The organism is Pseudomonas sp. CCNWLW23 (assembly GCF_037095675.1).
GTDB classification, from domain to species: domain Bacteria; phylum Pseudomonadota; class Gammaproteobacteria; order Pseudomonadales; family Pseudomonadaceae; genus Aquipseudomonas; species Aquipseudomonas atacamensis.
The window spans coordinates 24,265-42,482 of the sequence record NZ_JBAWKM010000012.1 but is presented as its reverse complement, the minus strand read 5'-3'; the positions used below and the strand labels follow the sequence as shown (position 1 = coordinate 42,482).

General features: G+C 61.6%; 19 protein-coding genes. 7 read left to right on the top strand and 12 right to left on the bottom strand.

All coding sequences use genetic code 11. From position 1 onward, the window contains the following. The first annotated feature begins 129 nt into the window (after nucleotides 1-129). Entirely contained in the window at nucleotides 130-1,149 is a 1,020-nt protein-coding gene (locus V8J63_RS16205) for a DUF4917 family protein (protein WP_130888785.1), read from the top strand. Nucleotides 1,150-1,313: 164 nt separating this feature from the next. Here V8J63_RS16205 and V8J63_RS16200 read toward each other — a convergent pair whose 3' ends face one another. From V8J63_RS16200 to V8J63_RS16175, 6 genes are all read right to left on the bottom strand, one after another. After that, nucleotides 1,314-1,658: a YegP family protein gene (locus V8J63_RS16200; protein WP_076566339.1), complete on the bottom strand. Its 345-nt coding sequence runs from the start codon at nucleotides 1,656-1,658 to the stop codon at nucleotides 1,314-1,316. A gap of 80 nt (nucleotides 1,659-1,738) precedes the next feature. Continuing rightward, nucleotides 1,739-2,320 carry a DJ-1/PfpI family protein gene (locus tag V8J63_RS16195; RefSeq protein ID WP_130888786.1) on the bottom strand — a complete coding sequence of 194 codons (582 nt, stop codon included), beginning with the start codon at nucleotides 2,318-2,320 and terminating at the stop codon, nucleotides 1,739-1,741. Nucleotides 2,321-2,434: 114 nt separating this feature from the next. Further along, nucleotides 2,435-3,661 carry a class I SAM-dependent methyltransferase gene (locus V8J63_RS16190; RefSeq protein ID WP_130888787.1) on the bottom strand — a complete coding sequence of 409 codons (1,227 nt, stop codon included), beginning with the start codon at nucleotides 3,659-3,661 and terminating at the stop codon, nucleotides 2,435-2,437. A gap of 290 nt (nucleotides 3,662-3,951) precedes the next feature. After that, the gene (locus tag V8J63_RS16185; RefSeq protein ID WP_024011959.1) at nucleotides 3,952-4,569 is read right to left on the bottom strand and encodes a TPM domain-containing protein; all 618 of its coding nucleotides are present in this window, start codon (nucleotides 4,567-4,569) and stop codon (nucleotides 3,952-3,954) included. A gap of 33 nt (nucleotides 4,570-4,602) precedes the next feature. After that, a complete protein-coding gene (locus tag V8J63_RS16180) occupies nucleotides 4,603-5,355 on the bottom strand; it encodes a TPM domain-containing protein (protein ID WP_130901886.1) in 753 nt (250 codons plus the stop codon). 13 nt (nucleotides 5,356-5,368) lie between these two features. Then, nucleotides 5,369-5,977 (bottom strand): LemA family protein, encoded by a 609-nt coding sequence (locus V8J63_RS16175; protein WP_024011957.1) that lies wholly within the window; start codon nucleotides 5,975-5,977, stop codon nucleotides 5,369-5,371. A 258-nt stretch (nucleotides 5,978-6,235) separates the two neighbouring features. On the opposite strand from V8J63_RS16175, the gene bglX reads away from it, so the two are divergent. After that, nucleotides 6,236-8,527 (top strand): beta-glucosidase BglX, encoded by a 2,292-nt coding sequence (gene bglX / locus V8J63_RS16170; protein WP_130887059.1) that lies wholly within the window; start codon nucleotides 6,236-6,238, stop codon nucleotides 8,525-8,527. Between the two features lie 185 nt (nucleotides 8,528-8,712). On the opposite strand, the gene V8J63_RS16165 is transcribed toward bglX, so the two are convergent. The 5 genes from V8J63_RS16165 to V8J63_RS16145 all read right to left on the bottom strand — a co-directional run bounded on the left by V8J63_RS16165 (nucleotide 8,713) and on the right by V8J63_RS16145 (nucleotide 13,065). Then, nucleotides 8,713-9,870, bottom strand: coding sequence for a phospholipase D-like domain-containing protein (locus V8J63_RS16165; RefSeq protein WP_056783426.1), 1,158 nt, complete (start codon nucleotides 9,868-9,870; stop codon nucleotides 8,713-8,715). Between the two features lies 1 nt (nucleotide 9,871). Continuing rightward, nucleotides 9,872-10,462: a YceI family protein gene (locus tag V8J63_RS16160; RefSeq protein WP_130887060.1), complete on the bottom strand. Its 591-nt coding sequence runs from the start codon at nucleotides 10,460-10,462 to the stop codon at nucleotides 9,872-9,874. 170 nt (nucleotides 10,463-10,632) lie between these two features. Beyond that, nucleotides 10,633-10,929, bottom strand: coding sequence for an amidase (locus V8J63_RS16155; protein WP_130887061.1), 297 nt, complete (start codon nucleotides 10,927-10,929; stop codon nucleotides 10,633-10,635). Further along, a complete protein-coding gene (locus tag V8J63_RS16150) occupies nucleotides 10,926-12,005 on the bottom strand; it encodes a serine hydrolase domain-containing protein (protein ID WP_130887062.1) in 1,080 nt (359 codons plus the stop codon). Before V8J63_RS16150 ends, V8J63_RS16155 begins: the two co-directional genes overlap by 4 nt. 181 nt (nucleotides 12,006-12,186) lie before the next feature. Continuing rightward, a complete protein-coding gene (locus tag V8J63_RS16145) occupies nucleotides 12,187-13,065 on the bottom strand; it encodes an acyl-CoA dehydrogenase family protein (RefSeq protein ID WP_130887063.1) in 879 nt (292 codons plus the stop codon). A gap of 153 nt (nucleotides 13,066-13,218) precedes the next feature. Between V8J63_RS16145 and olsB the strand changes: the two genes are divergently transcribed. Then, nucleotides 13,219-13,974, top strand: coding sequence for an L-ornithine N(alpha)-acyltransferase (olsB, locus tag V8J63_RS16140; RefSeq protein WP_016771324.1), 756 nt, complete (start codon nucleotides 13,219-13,221; stop codon nucleotides 13,972-13,974). After that, nucleotides 13,974-14,768, top strand: a complete 795-nt coding sequence (locus V8J63_RS16135) for a lysophospholipid acyltransferase family protein (RefSeq protein ID WP_130887064.1) — start codon at nucleotides 13,974-13,976, stop codon at nucleotides 14,766-14,768. The genes olsB and V8J63_RS16135 overlap by 1 nt, the downstream gene beginning before the upstream one ends. A gap of 105 nt (nucleotides 14,769-14,873) precedes the next feature. On the opposite strand, the gene V8J63_RS16130 is transcribed toward V8J63_RS16135, so the two are convergent. Then, nucleotides 14,874-15,458 carry an acyl carrier protein phosphodiesterase gene (locus V8J63_RS16130; protein WP_130887065.1) on the bottom strand — a complete coding sequence of 195 codons (585 nt, stop codon included), beginning with the start codon at nucleotides 15,456-15,458 and terminating at the stop codon, nucleotides 14,874-14,876. Between the two features lie 168 nt (nucleotides 15,459-15,626). Between V8J63_RS16130 and V8J63_RS16125 the strand changes: the two genes are divergently transcribed. The 3 genes from V8J63_RS16125 to V8J63_RS16115 are packed head-to-tail and all read left to right on the top strand — an operon-like array spanning nucleotide 15,627 to nucleotide 18,213. After that, nucleotides 15,627-15,929 (top strand): ArsR/SmtB family transcription factor, encoded by a 303-nt coding sequence (locus tag V8J63_RS16125; protein ID WP_016771327.1) that lies wholly within the window; start codon nucleotides 15,627-15,629, stop codon nucleotides 15,927-15,929. Nucleotides 15,930-15,963: 34 nt separating this feature from the next. Further along, nucleotides 15,964-17,130: an MFS transporter gene (locus V8J63_RS16120; RefSeq protein WP_016771328.1), complete on the top strand. Its 1,167-nt coding sequence runs from the start codon at nucleotides 15,964-15,966 to the stop codon at nucleotides 17,128-17,130. Between the two features lie 33 nt (nucleotides 17,131-17,163). After that, nucleotides 17,164-18,213, top strand: coding sequence for an alkene reductase (locus V8J63_RS16115; protein ID WP_016771329.1), 1,050 nt, complete (start codon nucleotides 17,164-17,166; stop codon nucleotides 18,211-18,213). Nucleotides 18,214-18,218: the final 5 nt, after the last annotated feature.

Below are 18,218 nucleotides of genomic sequence, written 5' to 3'. Positions count from 1 at the left end.
TCGACTGCCTCGATTCGGCGGGTGCACACAGGATCGACCGATCGGTCACGAGCAATGTTGATCTGGCTCAATGTCCGCTCGTGATAAAGTCGCCGTCCATCTGCCCTTTGTTTTGAGACCGCCCACGCAATGACCGATTTTCTCGATGTCGACGCCACCCTCGAAAACTGGAATGCCTTGCGCGCCGCGAACGATTTTCAGGGTTTGCTGGTGGGCAATGGCGCCAGCCGCGCGGTATGGGATGACTTCGGCTACGACTCGCTGTTCGAAAACGCCCGTACGGTCGAAGAGAAACCGCTGAGCCCATCGGAACTGGCGGTGTTCGACGCGCTGCAAACCCGCAGCTTCGAACAAGTGCTGGGCGCCCTGAAAACCACCAGCCGGGTCAACAAGGCGTTGGCGGTCAGCTCGGCGGCGCCGCGCAATCGCTATTACGCAATCAAGGAAGCGCTGATCAACACCGTGCACGCGGTGCACATCCCGTGGCGGCTGGTGCAGCCTTCGACACTGACGGTGCTCAATGCTGAACTGGCGCGCTATCGCACGGTGTTCACCACCAACTACGACCTGCTTAATTACTGGGCGCTGCAACACCCCGGCGAGGCCATCGACGATCTGTTCAACGGCGCGGACGCAAGTTTCGATCTGAGCCAGAGCGCCACCGACAAACCGCGCCTGCTCTACCTGCACGGTGGTCTGCATCTGGTGCGCAATCAGGACGGCACCGCACGCAAACTGACCTCGACCGAGGGCACCCTGCTTGGCAGTTTCGCCATCAACAATACGATCAAGACGCTGGACGACGTGCCGCTGTTCGTCACCGAAGGGCCGAGCGCTGACAAGCTCAAGACCATTCGCAGCTCCGATTATCTGTCGTTCTGCTACGAGCAATTACTGGCTCATGGCGACAGCCTGTGCATCTTCGGCCATGCGCTGGGCGAGCAGGATGCGCATCTGGTGCGCGCGTTGCGCCTGGCCCGACCGAGATGCGTGGCGATCTCGATTTACCCGCGCAGCGCCGCATTCATTCAGCATCAGAAACGTCACTACGCCAAGGTGTTCGACGGTACCGGCGTTGAGTTGCGGTTCTTTGATGCCAAGAGCCACGCCCTGGGCGATCCAAAATTGTCGGTACCGGTTGAGGTTTGATATTGGCCGGGCTGACGCCTTCGCGAGCAGGCTCGCTCCCACAATGGAATGCGGTCACCTGTGGGAGCGAGCCTGCTCGCGAAGACGGCCGGTCAGCCAATACAAAAGGTGACTGGAACACCGCTTTCGCGAGCAGGCTCGCTCCCACAGGTTGATGTCGGGTTTCAGAGTACCGGCAGGGTCTTGTCCTTGATGGTTTTCGTCGGGCCGTTGGCCTTGACGCTGGCGATGCCCTTGTCACACGCGCCATCCGATGAATACGACTCGCTGCTGCCGATGATCTGGTGATTGGCCGCCTTGAGATTGAAGTACGGGTGGCCATCCTTGGTCGATTTTTTCTCGTAACGTTCGTCCAGCGGGCTGTTAGCCTGCACCGAGGCAATGCCGCCGTCGGCACCGGCGCGGGTGCTGTAGAGCTCGCTGGTCAGAATCGTTTCGGCGTTCGCTGCTTTCAACACGAACCTGAATTGGCCGTTGCTGCTTTTGCTCACTTCGTACCATCCGGACATGTCTGTTTCTCCTGGGGGCGATTGAGAGATTTCGCGCTTCAGAGTAAAGACCAGCGTCTGCGATCTGTCGCCTGCCTCGACTACAAGGTGATTTTCGTACCGAGCAGACCGAGGAAACCGGCCAGCCATTGCGGATGCGCCGGCCAGGCCGGAGCGGTGGCGAAATTTCCCTGAACATGGCCGTCGGTCACCGGTATGTCGATGTAGGTGCCGCCCGCCAACCGGACTTCCGGGGCACAGGCCGGATACGCGCTGCACTCACGCCCCTCAAGCACACCTGCCGCAGCGAGCAGTTGCGCACCATGGCAGACCGCTGCGATGGGCTTGCCGGCGTTGTCGAACGCGCGCACCAGCTCGAGGACTTTGTCGTTCAGCCGCAGGTATTCCGGCGCACGACCGCCGGGAATCAGCAGCGCGTCGTAATCGGTTTCGCTGGCCTTGGCGAAATCGAAATTGAGCGCGAACAGGTGACCGGGTTTTTCGCTGTAGGTCTGATCACCTTCAAAATCATGAATCGCCGTGCGCACGGTGCTGCCGGCGGACTTGTCCGGGCACACGGCGTGGACCGTGTGGCCGACCATCTGCAGGGCCTGGAACGGCACCATCACTTCGTAGTCTTCGACGTAATCGCCGACCAGCATCAGGATCTTTTTCGCGGCCATGGGAAAACTCCTCGGGGAAAGGTCTGGGGAGTATTCAAGGTAGACCCAAATCGCGCAGAGGGTTAACGATCGACCGCGTTAGCATTCTTCGCGAGCAGGCTCGCTTCCACAGGGTCAGGCCAGATAGCCGTCAGCGCGCAGCAGGGTTTCCAGGCAGTGTTCGCTGATGTGGTAGAACGCCTTGAGCTCTGCGATCTTCGCCAACAACTGCGTCGGATCGACCGGTTCGGCGCGTTTCACCGCGAGAATCATCTTGTTCTTGTTGGTGTGTTCCAGCGAGATGAACTCGAACACCTTGGTCTCGTAACCACAGGCTTCGAGGAACAACGCGCGCAAGCTGTCGGTGACCATTTCCGCCTGCTGGCCGAGGTGCAAGCCGTATTGCAGCATCGGCTTGAGCAGCGCCGGGCTCTGGATCTGCAGGCGGATCTGCTTGTGACAGCACGGTGAGCACATGATGATCGACGCACCCGAGCGGATGCCGGTGTGGATCGCGTAATCGGTGGCAATGTCGCAGGCATGCAGGGCGATCATCACGTCCAGTTCGCTCGGCGCCACCGTGCGCACGTCACCGCACTTGAACACCAGCCCCGGATGCTCAAGCTTGCTCGCTGCGGCGTTACACAGGTTGACCATTTCTTCGCGCAGCTCGACGCCGGTGACTTCGCCCTCGGCCTTGAGCGTATTGCGCAGGTAGTCGTGAATGGCGAACGTCAGGTAGCCCTTGCCCGAGCCGAAATCGGCGACCCGCACCGGTTTGTCCAGCGCCAGCGGCGACGAGGTCAGGGCATGGCTGAACACTTCGATGAACTTGTTGATCTGCTTCCACTTGCGCGACATCGCCGGGATCAGCTCGTGTTGCGCATTGGTCACGCCCAGATCCTTGAGGAACGGGCGGCTCAGTTCGAGAAAGCGGTTTTTCTCGCGGTTGTGCTCGGCGGACGGCGCTTCACGCAATTGCTGAGGCTTGCTCTTGAACAGCGAACTCTTGCCCTTTTTGCTGTATTCCAGCTGCGCTTCGTCGCTCAGCGCCAATAAATGCGCATTTTTGAACGAGGTCGGCAGCAGACCGGCAATCAGCGCAACGCCTTCGCTCAGCGGCAGGTTCTTGGTGATGTCGCGGGTCTTGTAGCGATAAACGAAGGAGAGACACGCCTGCGCCTTGACCGTCACCGGTTTGATGATGACCCGTTGCAGATCCGCCTCTTCACCGACGTATTTGGCCAATACCAGTTTGATGAAACCGCTGTCGTCGAGGCTGGCTTGCAGCAGCTCGATGAACTGGGCGTGGTGATCGGCGGCCGGTTTGGCGGACGGCGCGGAAGAAGCGGAAACAGACATGGACAAACGGCCTCGGACGGGCGGAATCGGGAATGGCGGGTATTTTAGGGGGGATGGGGGTTGGGGACACCCTCTTATTTACCCAACGGTCCAGAAGCCCCTCACCCCAGCCCTCTCCCGGAGGGAGAGGGGCCGACCGAGGTGTCTTGCGCTCGACATCGACCTGAACGACCGAGTCGGCTATGGCTGTCAGGATTTGATTTCGACTCGGCATTTCAGGTCGGCGGAACTCGACAGAACACCCTGGTCGGCTCCCTCTCCCTCTGGGAGAGGGCTGGGGTGAGGGTTTTTCAGCCCAACACCACCAACCGATTCGGCAATTCATTCCTCACCTGCGTCACCGGCACATGCACCTTCAACAACTCGCCACACGCCTCCACGCACGTGACAAACCCTTCCAGCGTGCGCCCCTGCCTGACCTGTTCGGTAAACGCCGCGACAATCGCGTCCCAGTTGCTGTTGTCCAGCCGTTTGGAAATTCCCTCGTCCACCAGAATTTCCACATAGCGCTCAGCCTCGCAGACAAAAATCAGCACGCCGGTGCTGCCCACGGTGTGGTGCAGGTTCTGTTCGAGAAACTGCCGCCGCGCCAGGTTGGAGGCGCGCCAGTGGCGCACACGGCGCGGGACCAGATGCGTGGTGATTTTCGGCAGACGAAACAGCAGGCACAGGACGATGAACATGCCCCATTGCACCAGCAGCAGACTGCGCAGGGTCAGCCAGCCGGTGAGGTAGTGGACGATGCCCGGCAACACCAGCGCCAGCAGGCTGGCCCAGAGCAGCGGGATGTACGCGTAATCGTCGGCACGGGCAGCGAGCACCGTGACCAGTTCGGCGTCGGTGTCGCGCTCGACCCGGGCGATGGCCTCGGCGACTTTGCGTTGTTCGTGTTCAGTCAGTAATGCCATGTCGAAAAGTGCCTGCTCATTATTCTTTTGATCTCACCAGCCGCCGGACGAACCGCCGCCGCCGAAACTGCCCCCGCCACCGCTGAAGCCGCCACCGCCACCGCCGCTGAATCCGCCGCCACCGCCAAAGCCGCCCCCTCCTCCGGAGCCGCCCCGGCCGGCAGGCAGGATACCGAGCATCTGGCAGACAAACACCGTCACGATGAACAACATCACCAGAAACATGAACAGCGCCGGGTGCCGCGAGATGAAATCATCCGCCGGGTCGCCGCTGGATTCATACACGGTCGACGGTTCGTCCAGCGGATTGCCACCGAGCACCACCAGCATCGCCGCAACGCCATCGCTGATGCCTTTGCTGAAGTTGCCGGCCTTGAACGCCGGCGTGATGACCTGATGAATGATCACCGACGACTGCGCATCGGTCAGGCGATCCTCCAGGCCATAGCCGACTTCGATGCGCAGTTTGCGCTCGTCACGGGCGACGATCAGCAAGGCGCCGTTGTTCTTGTCCTTCTGGCCGATGCCCCAGTGCCGACCCAGTTGGACGCCGAAATCCTCGATGGTGGTGCCCTGCAGATCCGGCAGCGTGACCACCACCAATTGCTCGCCGGTGGCCTGCTCGTGCGCCTGCAATTGCTGGCTCAGTTGCGCGCGAATCGATGGCTCGAGCATTTGCGCCTGATCGACCACGCGCCCGCTCAGCGGCGGAAAGGTCAATTCGGCCCGGGCGCTGACGGCGAACAGCCACAGCATCAGCACCAGGCTTAGTTTCAACACACGCATGGGCGACCTCGAGTCAGAATTTCACTTCCGGGGCCTTCTCCGCGCCGGGCGTGGTGGCTTCGAAGGTCTCGCGCATCGGCAGATCGCTGTACATCACGCTGTGCCACAGGCGACCGGGGAAGGTGCGGATCTCGGTGTTGTACTTCTGCACCGCCAGAATGAAATCGCGGCGCGCCACGGCAATGCGGTTTTCCGTGCCTTCAAGTTGCGATTGCAGAGCGAGGAAGTTCTGGTTGGCCTTCAGATCCGGGTAGCGCTCGGAGACCACCATCAAGCGGCTCAATGCGCCGGTCAGTTGATCCTGCGCCTGCTGGAACTGCTTGAGCTTCTCGGGATTGTCGAGGGTGCTGGCATCGACCTGAATCGAGGTGGCCTTGGCTCGCGCTTCAATCACGGCGGTCAGGGTTTCCTGTTCGTGGGCCGCGTAGCCCTTCACGGTTTCCACCAGATTGGGGATCAGGTCGGCACGGCGCTGGTACTGGTTCTGCACTTGGCCCCAGGCGGCTTTGGCCTGTTCGTCGAGGGTCGGGATATTGTTGATGCCGCACGCGGTCAACAGCGTGGCGAACACCAGCAACGTGGCGATCTGTAACCGTGAACGGGAGGTTGAGCTGATATTCATTGCAGTGATGCTCCATGACACATTTGATTTAAAAACCGAACGCTGGGCATTCCCGGCCAGCGGTTGGGGCATAATCGGCGCCGCCACTGGCATGCGACGGGCTAATCGGCTAAAAAGTGCCCTTCGCGTTCACGTTGCCGCTGTCGGCTGCGGTTTTCCGGCTCAGGATTTTGCGCTGGTATCCGAACAACAATAGTCGCTCCCTACATTTTGGCTGGCCGGTGTTGCATCACCGTTTGGGCTCTAGAGAAAAAATTCATGAAGAAGCTGTGTTTGCTGGGTCTGTTCGTCAGCCTGGCCAGTCATCAGGTACTGGCCGCCACGACCCCGGTACCTTTGGAAAACAAGGACGCTTTCATCAGCAACCTGATGAAACAAATGACCCTCGACGAGAAGATCGGCCAGTTGCGCCTGATCAGCATCGGCCCGGAAATGCCCCGCGAGCTGATCCGCAAGGAAATCGCCGGCGGCAACATCGGCGGCACGTTCAACTCGATCACCCGCGCGGAAAACCGTCCGATGCAGGACGCTGCCATGCGCAGCCGCCTGAAGATTCCGATGTTTTTCGCGTACGACGTGATCCACGGTCACCGTACGATTTTCCCGATTCCGCTGGCCCTCGCGTCGAGCTGGGACATGGACGCCATCGGCCAGTCCGGTCGCGTTGCGGCTAAAGAAGCCGCCGCCGACAGCCTCGACATCACCTTCGCGCCGATGGTGGATATCTCCCGCGATCCACGCTGGGGCCGCAGTTCCGAAGGTTTCGGCGAAGACACCTACCTGACCTCGCGCATCGCCAAAGTCATGGTCAAGGCCTATCAGGGCGAGACCCCAAGCGCTGCCGACAGCATCATGGCCAGCGTCAAGCACTTCGCCCTGTACGGCGCGGTCGAGGGCGGTCGCGACTACAACACCGTCGACATGAGCCCGGTGAAGATGTACCAGGATTACCTGCCGCCGTACCGCGCCGCGATCGATGCCGGCGCTGGCGGTGTGATGGTGGCGTTGAACTCGATCAACGGCATTCCGGCCACGGCCAACACCTGGCTGATGAACGACCTGCTGCGCAAGGACTGGGGCTTCAAAGGTCTGGCAGTCAGCGATCACGGCGCGATTTTCGAACTGATCAAGCACGGTGTCGCGCGCGACGGTCGCGAAGCGGCGAAGCTGGCGATCAAGGCCGGCATCGACATGAGCATGAACGACACCCTCTACGGCAAAGAACTGCCGGGGTTGCTCAAGTCTGGTGAGATCGAACAGAAAGACATCGACAACGCTGTGCGCGAAGTCCTCGCGGCCAAGTACGACATGGGCCTGTTCAAGGACCCGTACCTGCGCATCGGCAAGGCCGAGGATGATCCGGCCGACACCTACGCCGAGAGCCGCCTGCACCGCGCCGAGGCCCGCGAAGTGGCACGTCGCAGTCTGGTGCTGCTGAAGAACCACAACGAAACCCTGCCGCTGAAGAAAGACGCGAAAATCGCGCTGGTCGGTCCATTGGCGAAAGCGCCGATCGACATGATGGGCAGCTGGGCCGCCGCCGGGCGCCCGGCGCAATCGGTCACCCTGTTCGACGGCATGAGTTCGGTGATCGGCGACAAGGCCAACCTGATCTACGCCCGTGGCGCCAACATCACGGGCGACAAGAAGGTCCTCGACTACCTGAACTTCCTCAACTTCGACGCCCCGGAAGTGGTCGATGACCCGCGCCCGGCCAGCGTGCTGATCGACGAAGCGGTGAAAGCGGCGAAGGATGCTGACGTGATCGTCGCCGCTGTCGGCGAGTCCCGTGGCATGTCCCACGAATCCTCGAGCCGCACAGACCTGAACATCCCGGAAACCCAGCGCGAATTGATCCGTGCGTTGAAAGCCACTGGCAAACCGCTGGTACTGGTGCTGATGAACGGCCGTCCGCTGACGATTCTCGAAGAGAACCAGTCGGCCGATGCGATTCTGGAAACCTGGTTCAGCGGCACCGAGGGCGGCAACGCCATTGCCGACGTGCTGTTCGGCGACTACAACCCGTCGGGCAAACTGCCGGTGACTTTCCCGCGTTCCGTGGGCCAGATCCCGACCTACTACAACCACCTGAGCATCGGCCGGCCGTTCACTCCGGGCAAACCGGGCAACTACACCTCGCAGTATTTCGATGACACCACCGGCCCGCTGTTTCCGTTCGGTTATGGCTTGAGCTACACCACCTTCGCCCTGAGCGATATGGCGCTGTCATCGACCACCCTGAACGCCAGCGGCAAGCTCGACGCCAGCGTCATGGTCAAGAACACCGGCAAGCGTGACGGCGAAACCGTGGTGCAGTTGTACATCCAGGACGTCACCGGTTCGATGATCCGCCCGGTGAAAGAACTGAAGAACTTCCAGAAGATCATGCTCAAGGCCGGCGAACAGAAAGTCGTGCACTTCACCATCACCGAGGAAGACCTGAAGTTCTACAACGCCCAGCTCAAATACGCAGCCGAGCCTGGCAAGTTCAACGTGCAGATCGGCCTGGATTCGCAGGCGGTGACGCAGCAGAGCTTTGAATTGCTGTAACACCGATCCCACATTGATCGTTCCCACGCTCCGCGTGGGAATGCAGCCCGTGACGCTCCGCATCACTGGACGCGGAGCGTCCCTAGAGGCATTCCCACGCAGAGCGTGGGAACGATCAAATGACACACCGCTTTCGCGAGCAGGCTCGCTACCAGATTGGATTCAGGGTGTATTCAAAATCGTGGTTATCCGCGACGGTCGAGAATATTCACCACCAACCGATCCACCCAGCCCCACACCCGCTGCTTGACCCGCCGCCACAACGGTCGGCGCTGCCACTCCTCCAGACTCACCAGCTGACTCAAGCCGAAGTCCTTCACAAAGCTCGCCTCCACCGCTGCCGTCAACGCCGGGTCCAGCGCCTCCAGGTTCGCCTCCAGATTGAAACGCAGATTCCAGTGATCGAAGTTGCACGAACCGATGCTTACCCATTCGTCCACCAGAACCATTTTCAGGTGCAGGAAGCACGGCTGGTATTCGAAGATCTGCACCCCGGCCTTAAGCAGGCGCGGGTAGTAGCGGTGCCCGGCGTAGCGCACTGACGGGTGATCGGTGCGCGGCCCGGTCAGCAACAGCCGCACATCGACCCCGCGTGCAGCGGCTTTGCGCAGCGAGCGGCGGATTTTCCAGGTAGGCAGAAAGTACGGCGTGGCCATCCAGATGCGTTTTTGCCCGCTGTTCAGCGCGCGAAACAGCGATTGCAGAATGTCCCGGTGCTGGCGGGCGTCAGCGTAGGCCACGCGGCCCATGCCCTCGCCCTTGTCTGGTACGCGGGGCAGACGCGGCAGACCAAAATGCGCGGCCGGACGCCAGGCGCGGCGGTAACGGTTGGCGATCCACTGGCGATCGAACAGCAATTGCCAATCGATCACCAATGGGCCGCTGATCTCGACCATCACTTCGTGCCACTCGCTGACATCATGGCCCGGCGTCCAGAATTCATCGGTCACGCCGGTGCCGCCGACCACTGCCAGGCATTGGTCGACCAGCAGCAACTTGCGGTGGTCACGATAGAAATTGCCGACCCAGCGCCGCCAGCTCAGGCGATTGTAGAAACGCAGCTCGACCCCGGCCTGGGTCAGACGCTGACGCAGATGCAGCGTAAACGCGAGGCTGCCGTAATCATCGAACAGGCAACGCACGCGCACTCCGCGCTCGGCCGCCGCGACCAGCGCCTGGACGATGGCTTCGGCGCAGGCGCCGGCCTCGACCAGATACAGCTCCAGTTCGATCTGTTCTGTAGCTCCAGCGATGTGCTCGAGCATGCGCGGAAAGAACTGCGGGCCGTCGATCAACAGTTCGAAACGGTTGCCGTCACGCCAGGGAAACACCGCACCGCGCATGTCAGCGCGCCGTGAAAATCAGCACCGCACCCACCGGCACCGACAGACTGATCGCCGACAGATCGGCGAGTTTGCGCAGGTTTTCCAGGCCCGGCGCCAGATCGAAATCCTCGGCGTTGATCACCAGCGGCTCCAGTGTCACCACCTGAAAGCGCCGATCATCCAGACGCGTGGCGAGCAACTCGGCCGGGTATTCGTGCTGCTTGCCGTGCAGGCTGACGGTCAGCGGCAGGCGCAATTCCAACTGCGCGCCGGGCGCCAGATCGTTAATCGGGCGCAAGTCGATCTGGGTGGTGATGGTCGCCGAAGGGAATTGCTCGATCTGGAACAGCTCCTTGCGCATGCGCTCATCGCGCAGCGGAATGCCGCTGTTGATCGATTCGAGCTCGACTTCGACCTCGGCGCGACCGTTGGGGTCGACCTTGCCGTGCAGCACCAGAAAGCGCTGCACTTCCGACACGCTGGCATTTTTGGTGCTGACGAACGACAGCCGCGACGACTCGCCGTCCAGGTACCAATTGGCCTGGGCCGGCAGTGCAGCGGCGGTCAACAGCAGACTGGCGAAGGTTGTATAGAGGGAGCGGTTGAACATTGAACACTCGTGGGGGCGATAAACCTGCACGAACCTTAACCGCCCGCCAAGTTATTGCAAGCCCTGTGGGAGCGAGCCTGCTCGCGAATGCAATGCTCCCCGCACAGCATGTATTGCGGCTTGCGACGATTTCGCGAGCAGGCTCGCTCCCACAGGGGAGACCAGATAATTCAGGGATTCAGGCGACAGCCCTGGCGTTCGCTCAGCCACTGCGCGCTGTGGCTGCGGCCCAAGCCGCTGACGGTGATGATTTTGCTCGAAGCGTCATCGGTAAAACCGCTGGTTGGCAGCCATTGCTTCACATAGCTACGGCAATACCCAGCATCGTTGTTCATCACATAACGACACGAGCAATATTCCTTGGCGGTGTAGGCGCTGATGATGTCCGGGAAAGCCCAGAGGTTTTCCCGTTCATACCAACCCCAACCGAGCAGCACGACCAACAGCAACAATAGAAAGCGCTTCATGGCCGCACCGCCTGCAACACGCGTTTGAGCAATTCATTGTGCTGGTAGCTGCCATCTCGATCATCGGCGTAACGCACGATCACCAGTTTCTCGCTGGGCATCACATACAGCGCCTGGCCCCAGTGGCCGAGGGCGGCGAAGGTGTCGGGTGGGGCGTCGGGCCATGGTGATGGTGTGCCATCGACAGGGCGATTGAGCCACCAATGTCCGCCGGGCACGGCTTCGTCCTGCTGCGCCTTGTAGCCAGCAAAGGGCTTGAGATTGAATGCCACCCAATCCTCGGGCAGCAACTGCCGATCGTTCCAGCGCCCGCCCCGCGCCATCAACAGACCGACCCGCGCCAGATCCCGCGCGGTGAGATAGGCATAGGACGAGGCGACAAAGGTACCGCTGGCATCGCTTTCCCACACGGCGTGGCGAATGCCCAACGGTTCGAACAATGCTGTCCACGGGTAATCGGCGTAACGCTCTGGGCCGACCATGGTTTTCAGGGCGGCGGCGAGCAGATTGCTGTCACCGCTGGAATAACGGAAAGCCTGACCCGCTGCGGCGTAGGCGTCGTGGCCCGCAGTGAACGCGGCCATGTCGCGATGGCCGCGGGTGTAGAGCATCGCCACCACCGAAGATTTCAGCGGGGCGTATTCGTAGTCTTCCTGCCAATCCAGACCGGAGGCCCAGTTCAGCAGATGGCCGAGGGTGATCGCCGGGTGTTTTTCCAGCGCCGGGTAGAACTTCAGCGCTGGATCGTCGAGCTTGAACCGGCCTTCGCCATAGGCCACGCCGAGGACAGCGGCCAGCAGGCTTTTGCTGATCGACCAGGTCAGATGCGGTGTCTGTGCAGTGGTCGGAGCGGCGTAGCGTTCGTAGATGATCTGGCCGTCGCGGATGATCAGCAAGGCGTCGGTGCGGATGCCCTGGCGGGTGACGTCGTTGCGGGGCGCGAAGGCGTAGTTTTCCAGTGCCAGGGCAGCCGGGCCGGTGATCTGTGGGGCGATAGGCCATTGCTCGCCGGGCCATTGTTCGGCGCGGACGGTGAGGCTGATCAGCAGCAGGAACAGCGACAGGCCTTTGAACATGGTGGGCGCTCTGGGAATGAACCTGCTGAGCCTAGTCAGGGTTTATGACAAATTTTAGATGTTGGTCGTCCATGAAATTGCCATCGCTGGCAAGCCAGCTCCCACAGGGGTCCCAAGTGAACACACATTTCATGAACACGTTTGAAACCTGTGGGAGCGGGCTTGCCCGCGATGAGGCCAGTCAGGCCAACGCAAGAGCCTTGGCCAAGCGCTTGGCCCGGGCCCCTGCAGCCAATTGCATCACGCCTTGATCACGCTGCCACATCGCTGCCCACGCAGGATCACCCTGCACCAACGCCTGATCTACCTCGGTCTTGAGTGATTCAAACTGCGCAAACAACCCGCCCAGCACGACATGCCCGGCCGGATTGTTCGGCGCTTGCCGGCTGGCCTCGGCGCACCCGGCCAGAAGCGCCAGCAAACGCAATTGCAGGGCCTGCGGCCAGTCGTTGTCCTGGCCGACGCCGTACAACCACGCGGTCATGGCGCTGAGCACGTAGACATCTTCAAGACTGCGAAACGGTTTGACGTAGGCGTCCCAGCCATCGCCGGCGAGCAGTTCGCACAGGGCGCCGTCGAGGTGCAGGCTACCGTGGCTGATGTCCGGCATCAACGGCAACGCCGGCAGTTTTTCCACCTTAACGCCGGGCTCGCCGGGATACACCACCGCCAGACTCAGGCGCGGTGCTTCGTCAAGCTCCTCACTGCGCGCAGCCACCAGTAACCAATCGGCGGCGTCGCCTGCGGTGACGAAATCCTTGCGCCCGCTCAAGCGCAAATCTTTCAGCCGCGTTTGCATATCGGCCGGGCGCAGGCTGCGTTGTTCGGTCGCGCACAAGGCGCCGAGGCTCAGTGGCGCGCTCGGCCACAACATGCGCAGCGCCGCCTGATAACCGACCAGAAACGCCAGCCCCGGCGTGGCCATCCGCCGCCCGCCAGCCACCGCCAATTCGTACGGCGTGACGTTGCCCAGCGCCTGCAACAACGTTGCAAAACCCTCGGCCAGATCAGCAACGGCGGGCAAGCGTTCACGGCGGTGCAACAGATCTGTCCAGGGCATGGGCGCCTCCTTGTGGGCTGTCATATAAGCATCACCGAACGTTCATGGCGATGACACCGGGGCTACATAGCCTGACTTTGCACAACACGGCTGCATAAAGAAAGTCGATCGGCTGCAACCCACGACGGGTTAAAGGCCCGTACGGAGATTCACATGACGCAAATCGCCCGCATCAGCGACACCGGCAATGAACGCCGCCTGCAAGCCGAACGCCTGATCGGCGCCGAAGCCTTGCAGCAAGCCCAGGCCCTGCGCTTCGCCGTCTTCAGCGGCGAGTTCAACGCCAAACTCAAAGGCGCGGAACTGGGTCTGGACATGGATGATTATGATGTTCACTGCAGCCACATCGGCGTGCGTGATCTGAACACCGGGCGCCTGGTAGCGACCACGCGTCTGCTCGATCACACCGCCGCCAGCAGCCTCGGCAAGTTCTACAGCGAAGAAGAATTCAGCCTGCACGGCCTCGCCCATCTGCAAGGCCCGATCCTGGAAATCGGCCGCACCTGCGTCGATCCGGCGTACCGCAACGGCGGCACCATCGCCGTGCTCTGGGGCGAATTGGCCGAAGTGCTCAATCAGGGCGGCTACAGCTATCTGATGGGTTGCGCGAGCATCCCGATGCAGGACGGCGGCATTCAGGCCCACGCGATCATGCAGCGTCTGCGCGAGCGTTATCTGTGCACCGAACACCTGCGCGCCGAGCCGAAAAATCCGCTGCCGACGCTGGATATTCCATCCAACGTCATCGCCGAAATGCCACCGCTGCTCAAGGCCTACATGCGCCTCGGTGCGAAGATCTGCGGCGAGCCATGCTGGGACGAAGACTTCCAGGTGGCCGACGTGTTCATCCTGCTCAAGCGCGACGAACTCTGCCCGCGCTACGCCAAACACTTCAAGGCGGCGGTGTGATGAGCCGGTTGCGGGTGTACGCGCGAATCGCGCGAGTGCTGCTGGTGGTGACACTGGGCCTGACCATGGCCAGCGTGTTCGGCGTGTTCGAACGCATCGGTCTGGCCCACTCGATGGAGCGGCGCCAGCGCTGGTCGCGCTTCTTCATGGCGCGGCTGAGCAATGCCCTGCCGTTTCGCGTGAGGGTCCATGGCGAGCTGCCAAAACAGCCGATGCTGTGGGTCAGCAATCATGTGTCGTGGACCGATATTCCGCTGCTGGGCATGCTCACGCCGCTGTCGTTTCTGTCCAAGGCCGAAGTGCGCACCTGGCCGGTGGCCGGCTGGCTCGCAGCCAAGGCCGGCAGCCTGTTCATCCGCCGTGGGTCGGGCGACAGTCAGTTGATCCGCAAGCAAATGACCCGCCATCTGCAAACCGAACATGCACTGCTGATGTTCCCTGAAGGCACCACCACCGATGGCCGTTCGCTGCGCACTTTTCATGGTCGCCTGCTCTCGGCGGCGATCGATTCCGAAGTGATGCTGCAACCGGTGGCGATCCGTTATCTGCGTGACGGCGAAATCGACACGCTCGCACCGTTCATTGGTGACGATGACCTGCTCTCGCACCTGATGCGCCTGTTCAGCCATGACTGCGGCGACGTCGAAGTGCATCTGCTCAAGCCAATAGAGTGTCAGGGCCGCGAGCGTGCGGCGCTGGCGTTCGAAGCGCAGCAGGCGGTGCAGAAGGTGTTGTTTGGTGAGGTGGCGAAACCTGCCGAACCGCGTCGCGCAGGCGATTTGATCGCCGCCTGAAAACACAAATCCCCTGTGGGAGCGAGCCTGCTCGCGAAGGCGTCGTGCCATTCAGCATCTATATTGGCTGAGACACCGCATTCGCGAGCAGGCTCGCTCCCACATTCAGATCTTCAGCGGATCAGAGTTTTGCGCAAAATCCTGAAGTTGCGGATAAAACAGGCTGAAGTCTTCACTCAACGGCTCATACAACCGCCGCAACTCCGCCATTGCCCCGGCCAATTCCTCCGGCCTGGTCAGGCGCCGCGAGATCCCGCGCAGCACCTGCTCCAGCACATCGAATTCGCGATACGAGCCCAGCCAGTCGTTAGCGACCATGTGCGGGGCGATCTTTGCCAGCCGTTCCGGCAATTGCCGTTCACGGGACAGCACGTGATAGACGTCTGCGGTGAACTGCTCCAGCGGCCGGTCGGCATACAGCGTCCAGTCCCGCGCCAGGCAATGATCGAAAAACACATCGAGGACGATTCCGGCATAGCGCCGCCGCGTTTCGCTGAAGCGTCCCAAAGCAATGTCGACCAGTGGATGGCGATCGGTAAAGACGTCGATGCGCCGATGCAGGGCGATCGCCGCCTCCACTTCCGGGTCGAACTGGCCTTGCAGCCGCCCTTTGACGAAGTCGCCATACAGGCTGCCGAGTAACTGACCGGGGCGCTGGCCGCCGAGATGCAAATGCGCGAGATAGTTCATGGGCGCAGCTTAGCACTGCGCTCGCTCCTCCAGCACCCTCATATCGTTATAACCCGATATAGCGATTTATGCGTTCGTCAGACCGAATTCATATTGGTATATCGCGATCCAACGATTTAAAGTTCGCTCCATCGCGATATATCGCTACTGCCACCACGAGCCCAAGCCATGAACCTCGACCTCGACGAAATAATAAAAGCCCTGGCGCACCCAGTACGGCGAGACATCCTCAACTGGCTGAAAGACCCGAAAGGCGAATTCCCCGAGCAGTTGCACAACCACGAGTACGGCATCTGTGCCGGGCAGATCGATCAGCGTTGCGGCCTGTCGCAATCGACCGTGTCGGCACACCTGGCAACGTTGCAACGGGCCGGTCTGATCAGCAGCCAGAAGGCCGGGCAGTGGCATTTTTTCAAACGTAACGAGGACGTCATCCAGGCGTTTCTCAGCACCCTCAGTAAAGAGCTCTGACCCTTAACGTCAGCCAGCCGACAAGGAAACCTGCATGCCCCTTTCGCTTCTCATCCTCGCCCTGAGCGCCTTCGCCATCGGCACCACCGAGTTCGTCATCATGGGCCTGCTGCCCGACGTGGCGGCGGACCTCGGCGTGTCGATTCCCGGCGCCGGCTGGCTGGTGACCGGTTACGCCCTGGGCGTGGCCATCGGTGCTCCGTTCATGGCGCTGGCCACCGCGAAGCTGCCGCGCAAGGCCGCGCTGGTGGCGTTGATGGGCATCTTTATTGTCGGCAACCTGCTCTGCGCCATCGCCAGCGACTACAACGTGCTGATGTTTGCCCGGGTCGTCACCGCGCTGTGTCACGGCGCGTTCTTCGGCATCGGCTCGGTGGTGGCGGCCAATCTGGTCGCGCCGAACAAACGTGCCTCCGCGGTCGCCCTGATGTTCACCGGTCTGACCCTGGCCAACGTGCTCGGCGTACCGCTGGGCACCGCATTGGGTCAGGAAGCCGGCTGGCGTTCGACCTTCTGGGCGGTGACCGTCATCGGTGTGATCGCGCTGATCGGCCTGATCCGCTTCCTGCCGGCCAAGCGTGACGAAGAGAAACTCGACATGCGCGCCGAACTGGCCGCGCTCAAAGGCGCCGGCATCTGGCTGTCGCTGAGCATGACCGCGCTGTTCGCCGCCTCGGTGTTCACCCTGTTCACCTACGTTGCCCCACTGCTTGGGGAAGTCACCGGTGTGTCGCCACGTGGCGTGACCTGGACGCTGATGCTCATCGGTCTGGGCCTGACGGTCGGCAACATCATCGGCGGCAAACTCGCCGACAAAGGCATGGCCGCCACGCTGATCGGCGTGTTCATCGCCATGGCCGTGGTTTCCACGGTGCTGAGCTGGACCAGCGTCGCGCTGATCCCGACCGAGATCACTCTGTTCCTCTGGGCCACCGCGTGTTTCGCCGCTGTGCCGGCGCTGCAAGTCAACGTGGTGACCTTCGGCAAGGCTGCGCCGAACCTGGTTTCGACCCTGAACATCGGCGCCTTCAACGTTGGCAACGCCCTCGGCGCCTGGGTCGGTGGCAGCGTCATCGCCCACGGCTACGGCCTGACCAGCGTGCCACTGGCCGCCGCCGCGCTGGCCGTACTTGCCCTGCTGGTGACCCTGATTACCTTCCGCCAGAACGGCAATGCCGAGCTGGCGCCTGCTTCCAACTGATCAACTTCCTTAATTAAAGAGAGGCTTTTAGACATGGCGACTATTTTCGACCCGATCAAACTCGGCGACATCGAGCTGAACAACCGCATCATCATGGCCCCGCTGACCCGTTGCCGCGCCGACGAAGGCCGTGTGCCGAACGCGCTGATGGCCGAATACTACGTACAACGCGCCTCGGCCGGCCTGATTCTCAGCGAAGCCACTTCGGTAACGCCGATGGGCGTCGGCTACCCGGATACCCCGGGCATCTGGTCCAACGATCAAGTGCGTGGCTGGGCCAACGTGACCAAAGCGATTCACGGCGCCGGCGGCAAGATCTTCCTGCAACTGTGGCATGTTGGCCGCATTTCTCACCCTTCGTACCTGAACGGTGAAGCACCGGTGGCCCCAAGCGCCATTCAGCCAAAGGGTCATGTCAGCCTGGTGCGCCCACTGGCCGACTACCCAACCCCGCGCGCCCTGGAAACCGCTGAAATCGCCGACATCGTCGACGCCTACCGCACCGGCGCCGAGAACGCCAAGGCCGCCGGTTTCGACGGCGTGGAAATCCACGGCGCCAACGGTTACCTGCTCGACCAGTTCCTGCAAAGCAGCACCAACCAGCGCACCGACCAGTACGGCGGCTCGCTGGAAAACCGTGCACGCCTGCTGCTGGAAGTGACCGACGCCGCGATCGAAGTCTGGGGCGCCGGCCGCGTTGGTGTGCACCTGGCACCGCGTGCCGATTCCCATGACATGGGCGATGACAACCTTGCCGAGACCTTCACCTACGTCGCCCGTGAACTGGGCAAGCGTGGCATCGCGTTCATCTGCTCGCGCGAAAAAGAAGGCGCCGACAGCCTCGGCCCGCAACTGAAAGAAGCGTTCGGTGGCCCATACATTGCCAACGAGAAGTTCACCAAGGAAAGCGCCAACGAGTGGCTGGCCAGCGGCAAGGCAGACGCCGTAGCGTTCGGCGTGCCGTTCATTGCCAACCCGGACCTGCCGGCACGTTTGCAGGCCGATGCGCCGTTGAACGAGCCGCATCCGGAGACTTTCTACGGTAAAGGTCCGGTCGGTTATATCGACTATCCGACCTTGTAATCAGG

Bases quoted from the DNA above. Each gene is read 5' to 3' on its own strand.
- V8J63_RS16205 (WP_130888785.1), top strand. From the start codon at position 130: ATGACCGATTTTCTCGATGTCGACGCCACCCTCGAAAACTGGAATGCC.
- V8J63_RS16200 (WP_076566339.1), bottom strand. From the start codon at position 1,658: ATGTCCGGATGGTACGAAGTGAGCAAAAGCAGCAACGGCCAATTCAGG.
- V8J63_RS16195 (WP_130888786.1), bottom strand. From the start codon at position 2,320: ATGGCCGCGAAAAAGATCCTGATGCTGGTCGGCGATTACGTCGAAGAC.
- V8J63_RS16190 (WP_130888787.1), bottom strand. From the start codon at position 3,661: ATGTCTGTTTCCGCTTCTTCCGCGCCGTCCGCCAAACCGGCCGCCGAT.
- V8J63_RS16185 (WP_024011959.1), bottom strand. From the start codon at position 4,569: ATGGCATTACTGACTGAACACGAACAACGCAAAGTCGCCGAGGCCATC.
- V8J63_RS16180 (WP_130901886.1), bottom strand. From the start codon at position 5,355: ATGCGTGTGTTGAAACTAAGCCTGGTGCTGATGCTGTGGCTGTTCGCC.
- V8J63_RS16175 (WP_024011957.1), bottom strand. From the start codon at position 5,977: ATGAATATCAGCTCAACCTCCCGTTCACGGTTACAGATCGCCACGTTG.
- bglX (WP_130887059.1), top strand. From the start codon at position 6,236: ATGAAGAAGCTGTGTTTGCTGGGTCTGTTCGTCAGCCTGGCCAGTCAT.
- V8J63_RS16165 (WP_056783426.1), bottom strand. From the start codon at position 9,870: ATGCGCGGTGCGGTGTTTCCCTGGCGTGACGGCAACCGTTTCGAACTG.
- V8J63_RS16160 (WP_130887060.1), bottom strand. From the start codon at position 10,462: ATGTTCAACCGCTCCCTCTATACAACCTTCGCCAGTCTGCTGTTGACC.
- V8J63_RS16155 (WP_130887061.1), bottom strand. From the start codon at position 10,929: ATGAAGCGCTTTCTATTGTTGCTGTTGGTCGTGCTGCTCGGTTGGGGT.
- V8J63_RS16150 (WP_130887062.1), bottom strand. From the start codon at position 12,005: ATGTTCAAAGGCCTGTCGCTGTTCCTGCTGCTGATCAGCCTCACCGTC.
- V8J63_RS16145 (WP_130887063.1), bottom strand. From the start codon at position 13,065: ATGCCCTGGACAGATCTGTTGCACCGCCGTGAACGCTTGCCCGCCGTT.
- olsB (WP_016771324.1), top strand. From the start codon at position 13,219: ATGACGCAAATCGCCCGCATCAGCGACACCGGCAATGAACGCCGCCTG.
- V8J63_RS16135 (WP_130887064.1), top strand. From the start codon at position 13,974: ATGAGCCGGTTGCGGGTGTACGCGCGAATCGCGCGAGTGCTGCTGGTG.
- V8J63_RS16130 (WP_130887065.1), bottom strand. From the start codon at position 15,458: ATGAACTATCTCGCGCATTTGCATCTCGGCGGCCAGCGCCCCGGTCAG.
- V8J63_RS16125 (WP_016771327.1), top strand. From the start codon at position 15,627: ATGAACCTCGACCTCGACGAAATAATAAAAGCCCTGGCGCACCCAGTA.
- V8J63_RS16120 (WP_016771328.1), top strand. From the start codon at position 15,964: ATGCCCCTTTCGCTTCTCATCCTCGCCCTGAGCGCCTTCGCCATCGGC.
- V8J63_RS16115 (WP_016771329.1), top strand. From the start codon at position 17,164: ATGGCGACTATTTTCGACCCGATCAAACTCGGCGACATCGAGCTGAAC.